Source organism: Streptomyces sp. CA189, from assembly GCF_056428985.1.
Genome location: NZ_JBWJVM010000062.1, coordinates 1 through 14,097, shown reverse-complemented (window position 1 = coordinate 14,097; position 14,097 = coordinate 1). Strand labels below are relative to the sequence as shown.

Here is a 14,097-nt window from a genome sequence, read left to right as displayed (position 1 = left end):
CGTACGCAGCCGCGGAGGCCGCAGGCCCTCGGGGCGGGGCGGCGCAGGTGCCCCGAAGAGCAGACGGGCGGCCCTGTCGCGGAACGAGTTGCCCCGGGACCCGGCGACCCCGGGCGGACGGGTGGACCGGGGACGGGCCGGTGATCCCGGGAGGGCGACCAGCGCCCCGGAGCGGACGGACCGATCTGGTCGGACCGGCGACCCCGGGACGCGCCCGGAGACAGACGGGCGGACTTGAGAGGAACCAGCCGGGAGGAACCGGCCAGCCCGGACGGGACCGGCTGACCATGGACGGGACCGGCTGGACGGGACCGGCTGGACGGGAGCGGACCGGCGGCCACGGGAGCGGACGGGGGTGGACTCGGGAGGACGACCAGCAATCCCCGTACGGGACCAACCCGCCCGGAAACAGACGGGTGGACCTGAGAAGGCCCGGCCGGGGGGACCGGCCAGCCCGGGACCGGACCGGCTGGCCAGGAGCGGCCCGGCAGCCACGGGAGCGGACGGGGGTGAACTTGGGAGGACCAGCGATCCCCGTACGGGACCAACCCGCCCGGAAACAGACGGGTGGACCTGAGAGGGACCAGCCAGTTCTGGAGAACCGGCGGGCCCGCAAAGGGACCGGCCGGCCTGGATTCGGACCGGCCAGCGGGGAGGGGACCGGCCGCCCGGGAGGGGACGCGTGGCCTTGGGGCGACCAGCGACCCGGAAGGGGCCGACAACCCCGGAAACAGACAGATGGACTTGGGAGGGACCAGCAGGCCCTCGACCGGACCAGCGGGCCCGGAGGGAACCGGCGGGCCCGGAGGGAACCGGCGGGCCCGGAGGGAACCGGCGGGCCCGGAGGGAACCGGCGGGCCGGAAGCAGGCCCTGCGAGCTCGGAAGCAGGCGGAGTGGACCTGGGAGGGGGCCGGCGGGCCCGGACCGGATAGGTGGACCAGGGGAGGAACCGCGGCCCCGGGACGGGACCCGCGGCCCCGCCGGGAGCTACGGGCAGTCGCCCGGCCGGGCGAAGAGGGCTACTCGGGCGCCGCGCACGTCCGTCACGGAGCACAGGTCGAAGGAGGAGACCAGCGTCTGGCGTTTCACCGCCTCGGCCGGGTAGCCGTCCAGCGGCTGCCCCACCGGGTCCAGCAGGGCGACCACCCGGTCGACGGCCGGGTCCAGCAGGGCCGCCTGGATCTCCTCCGGAGTCCGCTCCACGCCATGGAGGCTCCGCGAAGCCGCCGGGGTGCGGGACAGGGCGAGGTCGCGCAGGGCTCCGTAGGCCTCCGGCGAGGACAGCAGCCATTCGCGCCGCCGCGAGGGGAGGAAGAGCACCGCGTCGCCCGGGCGCGCGAGTTCGCCGACGGCCGCCGCCACGGCCCGCGCGTCGTCCTTGCGGCTCTCGGGGGTGCGCAGCCACGCGGACCAGAACCCGACGGGGACGAGCAGGACCCCGACCAGGGGCCACACCCACCAGCCCCGCGCCGCGGCGAGCCGCGCTCCCGCGAGGAGGGCGAAGCCGGCGAGCGCGTAGAGGACGTACCGGTCCACGTACCAGGGGTGCACCAGCGAGACCGCGAGCAGCAGCCCGGGGGGCAGCAGCGCCAGCGGAAGGGCGCACCGTACGAGTTCCCGCGCGGCTCCCCGGGCCAGGAGCAGCGAGGCGGCCGCGAGGACCCCGTACGCCGCCCAGTCCTGCCAGCTCGGCCGCCCGAGCCAGCCCAACTGCTGTTGCGCCTGCCGCGCGCTGACCAGCGCGAGCGGCAGCAGCGCGGCCACCACGGCTCCGGCCGCGACCCGCCAGCCGCGCGAGCGCCAAGCTGCGAACGCGTGCGCCGGCAGCGCCAGTACGGCGAACTCGTGCAGCCAGCACCCGAGCACCAGCACCACGGCGTAGGCGGCCCAGCGCCGGCGCAGCATCAGGTACGTGGCCCAGACGACGGCCGCGGCGACGAGCGCGTACGAGCGCCCCTCCTGCGCGTACATCTGCACGGGCGGCAGCACGGCATACCCGACCCCGGCCAACAACGCGCCCCGACCTGCCCGGTCGGGCCGGTCGGCCCGATCGGACCGTTCGGGCCGGTCGGGCCAGTCGGGCCAGTCGGGCCAGTCGGGCCGGTCGGGCCAGTCAGACCCGCCGGACCCCCCGAACCCGTCGGGGTCCCTGAACCGGTCGGGACGGTCTGGCACGTCGGACCCGTCAAACCCATCGGACCGGTCGGGGTCGACCGGCCCGCCGGACCGGTCGGGGTCACCAGACCCGTCGGGGTCCCTGGGCCGATCGGGCCCGTCAGACTCGTCGGACCCGGGGGGCCTACCGGGCCGATCGGACCGGTCAGCCCGGTCGCGGCCGCCGGACCCCCCGCCCCCGCCGCGCCGCGTCCCCGCCAGGTGGTGGGCTACCGCGGCCACGCCGGACGCGGCGAGGGCGGTGGCGGCCACCGACGGGAGGCGCAGGGCCCAGAGGCCGGAGGCGGGGGCGCCGGTGTCGCCCGTCAGCGCGAAGACCGCGTGCATCAGCGCGTAGTAGAGGCCGTGTACGGCGTCGACCTGGCCGAGCAGTTCCCAGAGCTCTCCGAGCGGCCGGTGCGCGACCTGCCACGTGACGGACTCGTCGCGCCACATGGAGCCGCCCCGCGAGAGGCCCCAGAGGCCGAGTGCGACGGCGGTGAGCGGCGGCAGCCAGCGCCAAAGGGCGAAGCGGCGGATGTCGGCCTCCGAGTGCTATCCGTGCGGGTGGTGCTGACTCCATACTCGGGGTTCGAGCCGGATACCTGCGGGGGTGGGGCGTGCGAGCACGTGATGGGCGAGTGGGCTTGGCGACGGCGGCGCTGGCGCTGGCCGTGGTGGCGGCCTTGGGCGGGTGCTCCTCCGACGGGTCGAAGGACGGAGCCTCACCGACACCGAACGCGAGCACGGGCACCGGGACGAGCACCGGCACCGGCCCCGCCACGAGCTCCCCGTCCGGGACGGCGACGGACGGCCCGGGGACGCCGTCCCCCGGTCAGAGCGCCGGCCAGAGCCGGGACCCGGGCACCGGCACGACCGCTCCCGCCCCGCGGCCCGCGCCGAGCACCTCCGCTCCCGCGCCCGCACCCAGCGCCTCGACGCCGGCCGCCGGTGAGACGCTCGTCGCGGTCACCCGCAGCGGCGGCATCACCGGAAAGACCAGCACCTTGATCATCAAGGGTGACGGATCGTTCCTCCGGCTCAACGCGAAGGCCGAGACGGTCGACCGCGACCGGCTCTCGGCGGCCGCCCTCACCAAACTGCGCACCGCGCTCCGGGAGGCGGACTTCCCCCGCCTGCCGCGCATCTCGATGCCCGAGCAGCCGGCCGCCGACGCGTTCACCTACGCCTTCCGGCACGGCGGCTACGAGGTCGCCGCCGCCCAGACCACGCTGCCGCGCCCCCTGCAGGGGGTCCTGAGCGCCCTGCCGCCCTTCGAGCCGCGCTGAAGCCGCCCCGTCACAGCCCCGTCCCCGCCACCGTGATCTCCCGCAGCCGCCGGTCCAGGTATCCGCGCAGCAGGACCGCCATGTCCACGCCCTCCGGGTCCAGCACCCACTGGATCTGGAACCCGTCCATCACCGCGATGGTCTCGCGGCCGACGGCCTCGCAGTCCGTGTCCGGCCACACCTCCCCGCGCGCCACGCCCGCCCGGAGCAGGCCGACGCTGTAGCCGAGGACCCGGTCGTAGCGCTGCCGGAAGTACGCGTGCGCGGGGTGGCCGGGGTTCCCCGACTCGCCGACCAGGGTGTTGTACATCCGTACGAGCCCGGGCCGGCGGGTGTTCTCCTCCGCGAGGGCGACCACCGCGCCGAAGTGCTCGGCAACCGGGGGGACCTCCTCGGCGGGCCCGGTGAAGAGCCGCTCCACGTCGTGCTGCTCGCTCTGCGCCAGGACGGACAGCAGCAGGTCCTCCTTGCCGCGGAAGTGGTGCAGCAGGCCGCCCTGGGTGATCCCGCAGTCGTTGGCGATCCGGGCGAGCGAGGAGGCGTGGAAGCCCCACTGCGCGAAGTGCTCGACGGCGGTGTCGAGGATCTTCTGGCGACGGGCGTCGCCCACCGCGTAGCCGCCCCGGGCGGCCGCCGCCTTGGGGGCCGTTCGGCCCTTGTCCTGTGCCATGCGGACCACCCTAAACCCGACCGTTTCCGGCCATCCCGATGGAGTGATCCAGCTCACCACGCGAAAACCTAGTGGGTACGTGGTTTTCGCGCCTACGGTGAAACCGCCCGGTCGGCGACGAGGCCGACGCGGAGACGTTGGAGCCCCCATGCCGCTCACGCAGGACCCCGGAAGCGCACTTCCTCGTCGGCGGCATCGCGGCGGCCGTCGGCGCCGCCCTCGTCCAGCTGATCCGCTCGGTGAATTGAATGCTCCCCGGCCTGAAGGGGAGGGGTCTCTCCTTCAGGCATGTGTGGGGATTTTCGGCTCAAGCTGCCTGACGAACCGGCGGTTCGTCGGGTCTTCCGCTCTCGGCGCCGACCGGGTTCAGACCTGCCCGGATGAGCATCACGCGTGCGGAGTTCTTGTCCCGTGGGGACTGGGTTCCGCATGTGGTGCAGGTGTAGGTGCGTACCCCCAGCGGCAGTGCGTGCTTGGCTCTCGCTTCGCAGTGCGCGCAGTCCATCGTGGTGTACGCGGGGTGTACCAGGTGCACGGTCCGGCCGTGCTTGCGGCCCATCTCAATCAAGGCTGTCTTGGTGGCGCCGATGGCGGCGTCAGCGGACTTCCTCGCCATGCTGGATTTGGCGAGGAACCTGGGGCGGAAATCCTCGACGGCCAGGGCGTCGTGGTCGCGGACCACGCGCTTGGCCCACTTGCGGCCGGTGTCCTGCCGCTGCCGGGCGACCTTCTTGTGCAGCTTCGCGGCTTGTCGCCGGGCCTGTTGATAGCCCTTGGACTGCTTCTTGCCCTTCGGGGCACGGCGGCGGGCCATCATTCGCTGGTATCGGGCCAGCCTCACAGCAGCCTTCTGGCCGTGCTCCGGGTGCGGGAGGTCATGGGCGTCGCTGGTGGTGGTCGCGGTCTCGGCCACGCCCCAGTCGATGCCGATCACCGCACCAGTAGCGGGCAGAGGTTCAGCCTGCTTGGGAACGACGAACGAGCAGTACCAATGGCCGAGACCGTCCCGGTAGACCCGGACCGACGACGGAAGGGCGGGGAGATCTCGCGACCACACCACCGTGAGGACGATCCCGCCCGCCAGATGCAGGCGTCCCTCCTTCAACCGGAAGCCGCGCTTCGTGTAGTTGAGGCTCGGATCCGTATCGCGCTTCTTCTTCCAGCGGGGCATTCCGGCCCGCTGCCGCATCGGCAGCCGGTCCTTGATGTCCTTCTGCGCCTTCGCCCGGGACTTCCCGAAATCCCGAATCAACTGCTGCTGCGGAACACTCGACCCCTCCTGCAGCCACGGCGTCTGGGCACGGGCCTCGGTCAGCATCCGGTCGAGCTGCGCCGGACCACAGGTCCGCTTTTCCGCGCCCTCCAGGCGTGCCCGGTTCACGGCGTGGACCTGCTTCGACTTGTTCACACACTCGTTCCAGACCCACCTGCACCGGTCCCACTCCGCCACCAGCAAGGCAAGAACCGTCGACGACGCACGGAGCCGAAAGGTGAACCGGGCACACCCGGCCCCCTCCGCTGTCGCTGCTCCAGATGTCGTCACCACGCCAACGTAGAGCCACGGCCCGCATCGTTCCCCGAAACCCCAACGCCTCCCTCGAATGAGTGATCGCCGAGCCTCGACTCCTGCCGACGGCCCGGCAATCCAGGGATCCCACACCCGCTTCTACGCGACCTCCCGCGCAACCACCCCTCCCAGGAGCCCTGCCATGAACGCCACCCCGGCCACCCCGGCCACCCCCTCGACCCCCGCGACCCCCGCGACCCCCGCGACCCCCGCCGCCCCACTCCCCTACCGGGACGCCTCCCTCCCCGTGGACCAGCGCGTCGAGGACCTGCTCTCCCGCATGACCCTGGAAGAGAAGGCCGGCCAGCTCTTCCACTCGATGCTGATGATGAACCCGGACGGCACCCCGGTCACCGAGACCGACGGCTCGATCCTCCCGTTCACCACCCCCGAGCTGATCGAGGGCCGCTCCCTCACCCACTTCAACCTCCTCGGCAGCTACGGCGCCCGCGAGATGGCGATATGGCAGAACGCCGTCCAGGAGATGGCCGCCGGCACCCGCCTCGGCATCCCGGTGACCCTGTCCACCGACCCCCGGCACTCCTTCACCGACAACGTCGGCGCCTCCTTCAACGCCGGCGCCTTCTCCGCCTGGCCCGAGGCCCTCGGCCTCGCCGCGATCGGCGACCCGGAGCTGGTCTTCGAGTTCGCCGACATCATGCGGCGCGAGTACCTCTCCGTCGGCTTCCGCGTCGCCCTGCACCCGCAGATCGACCTGGCCACGGAGCCCCGCTGGGCCCGCCAGTCGGGCACCTTCGGCTCGGACGCGAAGCTGACGGGCGAGCTCGTCCAGGCCTACGTACGGGGCCTGCAGGGCGAGACGCTCGGCGCGGCCTCGGTCTCCGCGATGGTCAAGCACTTCCCCGGCGGCGGCCCGCAGAAGGACGGCGAGGACCCGCACTTCGCGCACGGCAAGGAGCAGATCTACCCGGGCGGGATGCGCGAGCACCACCTGGAGCCGTTCAAGGCGGCCATCGCGGCCGGCTGCTCGCAGATGATGCCGTACTACGGCCAGCCCATCGGCACCGACTGGGAAGAGGTCGCCTTCGGCTTCAACAAGGGCGTCGTCACCGGCCTGCTGCGCGAGGAGCTCGGCTTCCAGGGCATCGTCTGCACCGACTGGGGGCTGCTCACGGACTCGGTGATCTTCGGCGAGGAGCACCCGGCCCGCGCCTGGGGCCTGGAGCACCTGACCACCGCCGAGCGCACGGCGCGCTCGCTGGAGGCGGGCGCGGACCAGTTCGGCGGCGAGCAGTGCCCCGAGGTCGTCGTGGAGCTGGTCCGCTCGGGCCGGGTCCCCGAAGCCCGGATCGACGTCTCCGTACGCCGGCTGCTGCGCGAGAAGTTCGTCCTCGGCCTGTTCGAGAACCCGTACGTGGACCCGGACGCGGCGGCCGAGACGGTCGGCCGCGCCGACTTCGCGGCGGCCGGCGCCGCGGCCCAGCGGCGCTCCCTGACGGTGCTCACCAACACCGGGGAGACCCTGCCGGTCTCCGGCCGGCCGAAGCTGTACGTCAAGGACGTGGACGCGGACGTCGCGGCGGCGTACGGGGAACTCGTGTCCGACCCGGCCGAGGCCGACCTGGCGGTGCTGCGGCTGCGCACCCCGCACGAGCCGCGCACGAACATCTTCGAGTCCTTCTTCCACTCGGGCTCGCTGGCCTTCCCCGACCCGGAGCTCGCCGAGATCCTGTCCCTCCTGGACACCGTCCCGACCCTGGTCTGCATCAACCTGGAGCGGGCCGCGGTGATCCCCGAGATCGCGGAGCGGGCGGCCGCGCTGATCGCGGACTACGGGGCTTCGGACGCCGCCCTCCTGGACGTGGCCTTCGGCCGGGCCGCCGCCGAGGGGCGCCTCCCCTTCGAGCTCCCGCGCTCGATGGCGGCCGTCGCCGCCTCCCGCCCGGACGTCCCGAACGACACCGCCGACCCGGTGTTCCCGCACGGCCACGGCCTGGCCCTGTAGCGCTGTAGCCCTGCGGGGCGAAGTCCCCTACCCGCCCTTCCTCCGTTCCCCGGGCTGCGCCCGGACCCCGAAAGGCCCCTGGGCTCCGCCCCGGACCCCGCGCCTCAAACGCCGGCGAGGCTGGATCCTCCAGCCCGCCCGGCGTTTGAACCGCAGGTCCGGGGGCAGAGGCCCCGGCAACGAACCCGCGCAGCGAACCCGTCATAGCCGGAGCTCAGCCGCTCCTCTACGCTGCACCCCTACCACGCGGGATCTTCAGGGGCGGGACATGGAACAGACGCACACCACCACCCACAACGGCGCCGCGGCCACCCCCGGCGCCCAGCGCCGGGTACTCGTCGTCGAGGACGACCACACCATCGCGGAGGCCATCGCGGCCCGGCTCCGCGCCGAGGGCTTCCAGGTCCAGACGGCCGCGGACGGGCCGGCGGCCGTCGCCGCGGCCGAGAGCTGGCTGCCGGAGCTGCTGGTCCTGGACGTCATGCTGCCGGGCTTCGACGGCCTGGAAGTCTGCCGCCGGGTCCAGGCGCAGCGACCCGTTCCGGTGCTGATGCTCACCGCCCGGGACGACGAGACCGACATGCTGGTCGGCCTCGGGGTCGGCGCCGACGACTACATGACGAAGCCCTTCTCGATGCGCGAGCTGGCCGCGCGGGTCCACGTACTGCTGCGGCGGGTGGAGCGGGCCACCCTGGCCGCGCACGCCCCGCGCGGGGCCACCCTGCGGCTGGGCGATCTGGAGATCGACCACGCGCAGCGGCGGGTCCGGGTGCACACCGAGGACGTGCACCTGACGCCGACGGAGTTCGACCTGCTGGTGTGCCTGGCCGGGACCCCGCGGGCGGTGCTCTCGCGGGAGCAGCTCCTCGCCGAGGTGTGGGACTGGGCCGACGCGTCCGGGACCCGTACGGTCGACAGCCACATCAAGGCGCTGCGCCGGAAGATCGGCGCCGAGCGGATCCGTACGGTCCACGGCGTCGGGTACGCCCTGGAGACCCCGGCGCAGCCGTGAGCGGCCACCGGCCGCCGGGGCAGCGGCCTCCCGGGGGGCTGCGGCCCTTCTCGCCGTTCTCGATCAAGACCAAGCTGGGCACGCTCGTGGTGGTGTCGGTCTTCATCACCACGGGTCTGCTGATGGTGGCCCTGCGCACGGCCACCGAGGTGCGCTTCATCACGGTGTTCTCGGTGATCGCCTCGATGCTGATCACCCAGTTCGTGGCGCACAGCCTGACGGCTCCGCTGGACGACATGACCACCGTGGCCCGTGCGATATCCCACGGGGACTACACGCGCCGGGTGCGCGGGGCGGGCCGCCGCGACGAGCTGGGCGACCTGGCCGCCACCATCAATCTGATGGCGGACGACCTGGAGGCGGTGGACCGGCACCGCAAAGAGCTCGTCGCCAACGTCTCGCACGAGCTGCGCACCCCGATCGCGGCCCTGCGGGCGGTACTGGAGAACGTGGTCGACGGGGTCTCCGCCGCCGACCCGGAGACCATGCGCACGGCCCTGAAGCAGACCGAGCGGCTCGGCCGGCTGGTGGAGACCCTGCTGGACCTCTCCCGCGTCGACAACGGGGTGGTGCCGCTGCGGGCCCGCCGCTTCGAGGTGTGGCCGTACCTGTCGGGGGTGCTGAAGGAATCGGGCCTGGCGGCCGCCGGCCGGCCGGGGCTGTCCTCCGGCTCGGGCGGGCACACCCGCAACGACGTCCACCTCCACCTGGACGTGTCCCCGCCGGAGCTGACGGCGTACGCGGACGCCGAGCGGCTGCACCAGGTGGTGGCGAACCTGATCGACAACGCGGTCAAGCACAGCCCCCCGCACGGCCGGGTCACGGTCCACGCCCGGGCGGGCGACGCGCCCGGGGGCCTGGTGCTCGAGGTCCGGGACGAAGGTCCCGGAATTCCGGAGGCGGAGCGCCACCGGGTCTTCGAGCGGTTCAACCGGGGCAGCGCGAGGGGTGGCGACGGCGGCACGGGCCTGGGCCTGGCCATCGCCCGGTGGGCGGTCGGCCTGCACGGGGGGCACATCGGAGTGGCCGAATCGTCACGGGGCTGCCGGATCCTCGTCACGCTTCCGGGCAGCTCGCAGGCGCCGGGTTGACGTAGGGTTCGAGTGGGAAGGACATGATCTCGGCCACACGCGCCGGGGTCCGTCAGGGGTGCGAAGCCAGGGGGCCGCAACCGCGGTGCCTCCTGCCCGAACCACGCTTGTTTCCCGCCATTCCAGGTGGTGAAACCCGCCGTTCGATGTGACCTGCGCGACGTAAGTCCCGCCCGGTCTGCATCTCACGGCCCGGGAGGCGTAGCCTTTATTCCCGCTGTCCATACCTTGTGAAGCGGAAGAGGGCGGTTGCCGCCGTGTCGCCACAGTCCCCCAGTAACTCGAGCACCACGACCGAAGCAGGAGAAGGCGGGAAGAACCCCGCCCCGGGCTTCGGCGCGAATGAGTGGCTCGTCGACGAGATCTATCAGCAGTACCTCCAGGACCCGAACTCGGTCGATCGGGCCTGGTGGGACTTCTTCGCCGACTACAAGCCGGGTGGCGCTGTCGCTCCGGTGAAGGCGGATAAGCCCACGGACCGGCCCGCTCCCCCCGCCGCGACGACGACGGACGGCGCCTCCGCACAGGCCGCCACCCCCGTCACCGCCGCGACTCCGCAGGCTTCCGACGCCGTCGTCACGGGGGCGGCCACGCCGGCCACCCCCGCCGCCGTGCCCACGACGCCCGTGCCAGCACCTGCCCCTGTACCTGCCACCCCCTCTGGTGCCCCTGCTGTGACTGTCACCTCCCAGGCCCCGGCCGCCGCCGCACCGGCTGCCCCCGCCTCCCAGGCCCCGGCTCCCGCCGCCGCCCCCGCCTCCGTAGCCCCCCAGAAGGCCGCGCCCGCCACCGAGGCCCCTTCCGGCCCCGAACTGGTGACGCTCCGCGGCCCGGCGGCTGCCGTGGTCAAGAACATGAACGCCTCGCTGGAAGTGCCGACGGCCACGTCCGTCCGCGCCGTCCCGGTGAAGCTGCTGTTCGACAACCGCATCGTCATCAACAACCACCTCAAGCGCGCCCGGGGCGGGAAGATCTCCTTCACCCACCTCATCGGCTACGCGATGGTGCAGGCCATCAAGGCCATGCCGTCCATGAACTACTCCTTCGCGGAGAAGGACGGCAAGCCGACCCTGGTCAAGCCGGAGCACATCAACTTCGGCCTCGCGATCGACCTGGTGAAGCCCAACGGCGACCGCCAGCTCGTCGTCGCCGGCATCAAGAAGGCCGAGACCCTCAACTTCTTCGAGTTCTGGCAGGCCTACGAGGACATCGTCCGCCGGGCCCGCATCGGCAAGCTGACGATGGACGACTTCACCGGGGTGACGGTCTCCCTCACCAACCCCGGCGGCCTGGGCACCGTCCACTCCGTGCCCCGCCTGATGCCCGGACAGTCGGTCATCATGGGCGTCGGCTCCATGGACTACCCCGCCGAGTTCCAGGGCACCTCTCAGGACACCCTGAACAAGCTGGGCATCTCCAAGGTCATGACCCTGACCTCGACCTACGACCACCGGGTCATCCAGGGCGCGGCCTCCGGCGAGTTCCTGCGCATCGTCGCGAACATGCTGCTCGGCGAGAGCGGCTTCTACGACGACGTCTTCGAGGCGCTGCGCATCCCGTACGAGCCGGTCCGCTGGCTCCGGGACATCGACGCCTCGCACGACGACGACGTCACGAAGGCCGCCCGCGTCTTCGAGCTGATCCACTCCTACCGGGTCCGCGGCCACGTCATGGCCGACACCGACCCGCTGGAGTACAAGCAGCGCAAGCACCCCGACCTCGACATCACCGAGCACGGCCTCACCCTGTGGGACCTGGAGCGCGAGTTCGCGGTCGGCGGCTTCTCCGGCAAGTCGATGATGAAGCTCCGCGACATCCTCGGCGTGCTGCGCGACTCGTACTGCCGCACCACCGGCGTCGAGTTCATGCACATCCAGGACCCGAAGCAGCGCCGCTGGATCCAGGACCGCATCGAGCGCCCGCACTCCAAGCCGGAGCGCGAGGAGCAGCTGCGGATCCTGCGCCGGCTGAACGCGGCGGAGGCCTTCGAGACCTTCCTGCAGACGAAGTACGTCGGCCAGAAGCGCTTCTCCCTGGAGGGCGGCGAGTCCGTCATCCCGCTGCTCGACGCCGTCATCGACTCGGCCGCCGAGGCCCGCCTCGAAGAGGTCGCCATCGGCATGGCCCACCGCGGCCGCCTGAACGTGCTCGCGAACATCGTCGGCAAGTCGTACGCGCAGATCTTCCGCGAGTTCGAGGGCAACCTCGACCCGAAGTCCATGCACGGCTCCGGCGACGTCAAGTACCACCTGGGCGCCAACGGCACCTTCACGGGCCTGGACGGGGAGCAGATCAAGGTCTCGCTCGTCGCGAACCCCTCGCACCTGGAGGCGGTGGACCCGGTCCTGGAGGGCGTGGTCCGCGCCAAGCAGGACATCATCAACAAGGGCGGCACGGACTTCACGGTCCTGCCCGTCGCCCTGCACGGCGACGCGGCCTTCGCGGGCCAGGGCGTCGTCGCCGAGACGCTGAACATGTCGCAGCTGCGCGGCTACCGCACCGGCGGCACCGTGCACGTGGTCATCAACAACCAGGTCGGCTTCACCGCCGCCCCGGAGTCCTCGCGTTCCTCGATGTACGCGACCGACGTGGCCCGCATGATCGAGGCGCCGATCTTCCACGTGAACGGCGACGACCCGGAGGCCGTGGTCCGCATCGCGCGCCTGGCCTTCGAGTTCCGCCAGGCGTTCAACAAGGACGTGGTCATCGACCTCATCTGCTACCGCCGCCGCGGGCACAACGAGTCCGACAACCCGGCGTTCACCCAGCCGCTGATGTACGACCTGATCGACAAGAAGCGCTCGGTGCGCAAGCTGTACACCGAGTCCCTCATCGGTCGCGGCGACATCACGCTGGAAGAGGCCGAGCAGGCGCTCCAGGACTTCCAGGGTCAGCTGGAGAAGGTCTTCGCGGAGGTCCGCGAGGCCGCCACGCAGCCCGCGCTCGCCCCGGTGGCGCCCGCCCAGGTCGCCCAGGAGTTCCCGGTCTTCGTGAACACCGCGATCTCCCAGGAGGTCGTCAAGCGGATCGCCGAGGCCCAGGTCAACATCCCGGACACGGTCACCGTCCACCCGCGCCTGCTGCCGCAGCTGCAGCGCCGCGCGGCGATGATCGACGACGGCACCATCGACTGGGGCATGGGCGAGACCCTGGCCTTCGGCTCGCTGCTGATGGAGGGCACCCCGGTCCGGCTGTCCGGCCAGGACTCCCGCCGCGGCACCTTCGGCCAGCGCCACGCGGTCCTCATCGACCGGGAGACGGGCGAGGACTACACCCCACTGCTCTACCTGTCGGACGAGCAGGCCCGCTACAACGTCTACGACTCGCTGCTCTCCGAGTACGCGGCCATGGGCTTCGAGTACGGCTACTCGCTGGCCCGCCCGGACGCGCTGGTCCTCTGGGAGGCCCAGTTCGGCGACTTCGTCAACGGCGCGCAGACCGTCGTCGACGAGTTCATCTCCTCGGCCGAGCAGAAGTGGGGCCAGACGTCCGGCGTCACGCTCCTCCTCCCGCACGGCTACGAGGGCCAGGGCCCGGACCACTCCTCCGCCCGCCCGGAGCGCTTCCTGCAGATGTGCGCGCAGGACAACATGACGGTCGCGATGCCGACGCTCCCGTCGAACTACTTCCACCTCCTGCGGTGGCAGGTCCACAACCCGCACCACAAGCCGCTCATCGTCTTCACCCCGAAGTCGATGCTGCGCCTGAAGGCTGCGGCGTCGAAGGCGGAGGAGTTCACGACCGGTGCGTTCCGTCCGGTCATCGGCGACACGCGCGTCTCCTCCGGAGCCGGTGACCCGAACGAGATCCGCAAGGTCGTCTTCTGCGCGGGCAAGGTCTACTACGACCTGGAGGCGGAGCGCGAGAAGCGCGGTATCACCGACACGGCGATCATCCGCATCGAGCGCCTCTACCCCCTCCCGGGTGCCGAACTCCAGGCGGAGATCGCCAAGTTCCCGAACGCGGCGAAGTACATCTGGGCCCAGGAGGAGCCGGCGAACCAGGGCGCGTGGCCCTTCATCGCCCTCAACCTGATCGACCACCTCGACCTGGCGGTCGGCGCGGACATCCCGGCCGGCGAGCGCCTGCGCCGCATCTCCCGCCCGCACGGCTCGTCCCCGGCGGTCGGCTCGGCCAAGCGCCACCAGGCGGAGCAGCAGCTCCTCCTGAACGAGGTCTTCGAAGCCTAGGCCTCACAGCTCACGGAAGGCCCGGCCCCATTGGCGGTTTCTAGGGGTCGTCGCAACACGTGGTCGTGTTGTTCAGGCCGCGATGAGTTTATGCAGGCGCTCGGCTGGGGTTTCCCAGTCGAGCGTTTTGCGTGGGCGGCCGTTGAGTTCGGCGGCG

Annotated in this window: 8 protein-coding genes; 5 read left to right on the top strand and 3 right to left on the bottom strand. The window is 72.0% G+C overall.

Annotation, left to right across the window (positions count from 1 at the left end):
- Positions 1-988: 988 nt before the first annotated feature.
- Entirely contained in the window at positions 989-2,611 is a 1,623-nt protein-coding gene (locus tag AC061S_RS32805; protein WP_478689524.1) for a hypothetical protein, read from the bottom strand.
- 185 nt (positions 2,612-2,796) lie between these two features.
- Here AC061S_RS32805 and AC061S_RS32800 point away from each other — a divergent pair, with 185 nt between their 5' ends.
- Positions 2,797-3,444, top strand: a complete 648-nt coding sequence (locus AC061S_RS32800; protein ID WP_478689523.1) for a hypothetical protein — start codon at positions 2,797-2,799, stop codon at positions 3,442-3,444.
- 10 nt (positions 3,445-3,454) lie between these two features.
- On the opposite strand, the gene AC061S_RS32795 is transcribed toward AC061S_RS32800, so the two are convergent.
- Both AC061S_RS32795 and AC061S_RS32790 read right to left on the bottom strand, forming a co-directional pair.
- A complete protein-coding gene (locus AC061S_RS32795; protein ID WP_478689522.1) occupies positions 3,455-4,114 on the bottom strand; it encodes a TetR/AcrR family transcriptional regulator in 660 nt (219 codons plus the stop codon).
- A 307-nt stretch (positions 4,115-4,421) separates the two neighbouring features.
- Positions 4,422-5,660: an RNA-guided endonuclease InsQ/TnpB family protein gene (locus AC061S_RS32790; protein ID WP_478689521.1), complete on the bottom strand. Its 1,239-nt coding sequence runs from the start codon at positions 5,658-5,660 to the stop codon at positions 4,422-4,424.
- A gap of 163 nt (positions 5,661-5,823) precedes the next feature.
- Here AC061S_RS32790 and AC061S_RS32785 point away from each other — a divergent pair, with 163 nt between their 5' ends.
- The 4 genes from AC061S_RS32785 (at position 5,824) to AC061S_RS32770 (ending at position 13,940) form a co-directional block, all read left to right on the top strand.
- Positions 5,824-7,647, top strand: coding sequence for a glycoside hydrolase family 3 protein (locus AC061S_RS32785; RefSeq protein ID WP_478689520.1), 1,824 nt, complete (start codon positions 5,824-5,826; stop codon positions 7,645-7,647).
- Between the two features lie 268 nt (positions 7,648-7,915).
- On the top strand, positions 7,916-8,659 hold the full coding sequence (locus AC061S_RS32780; RefSeq protein WP_330298546.1) for a response regulator transcription factor: 744 nt from the start codon (positions 7,916-7,918) through the stop codon (positions 8,657-8,659).
- On the top strand, positions 8,656-9,750 hold the full coding sequence (locus AC061S_RS32775; protein WP_478689519.1) for a HAMP domain-containing sensor histidine kinase: 1,095 nt from the start codon (positions 8,656-8,658) through the stop codon (positions 9,748-9,750). The genes AC061S_RS32780 and AC061S_RS32775 overlap by 4 nt, the downstream gene beginning before the upstream one ends.
- Before the next feature lie 257 nt (positions 9,751-10,007).
- The gene (locus tag AC061S_RS32770) at positions 10,008-13,940 is read left to right on the top strand and encodes a multifunctional oxoglutarate decarboxylase/oxoglutarate dehydrogenase thiamine pyrophosphate-binding subunit/dihydrolipoyllysine-residue succinyltransferase subunit (protein WP_478689518.1); all 3,933 of its coding nucleotides are present in this window, start codon (positions 10,008-10,010) and stop codon (positions 13,938-13,940) included.
- Positions 13,941-14,097 lie beyond the last annotated feature (157 nt).

Excerpts from the sequence above, each read along its gene's own strand:
- AC061S_RS32780 (WP_330298546.1), top strand. The coding sequence starts at position 7,916 with ATGGAACAGACGCACACCACCACCCACAACGGCGCCGCGGCCACCCCC.
- AC061S_RS32795 (WP_478689522.1), bottom strand. The coding sequence starts at position 4,114 with ATGGCACAGGACAAGGGCCGAACGGCCCCCAAGGCGGCGGCCGCCCGG.
- AC061S_RS32805 (WP_478689524.1), bottom strand. The coding sequence starts at position 2,611 with ATGTGGCGCGACGAGTCCGTCACGTGGCAGGTCGCGCACCGGCCGCTC.
- AC061S_RS32785 (WP_478689520.1), top strand. The coding sequence starts at position 5,824 with ATGAACGCCACCCCGGCCACCCCGGCCACCCCCTCGACCCCCGCGACC.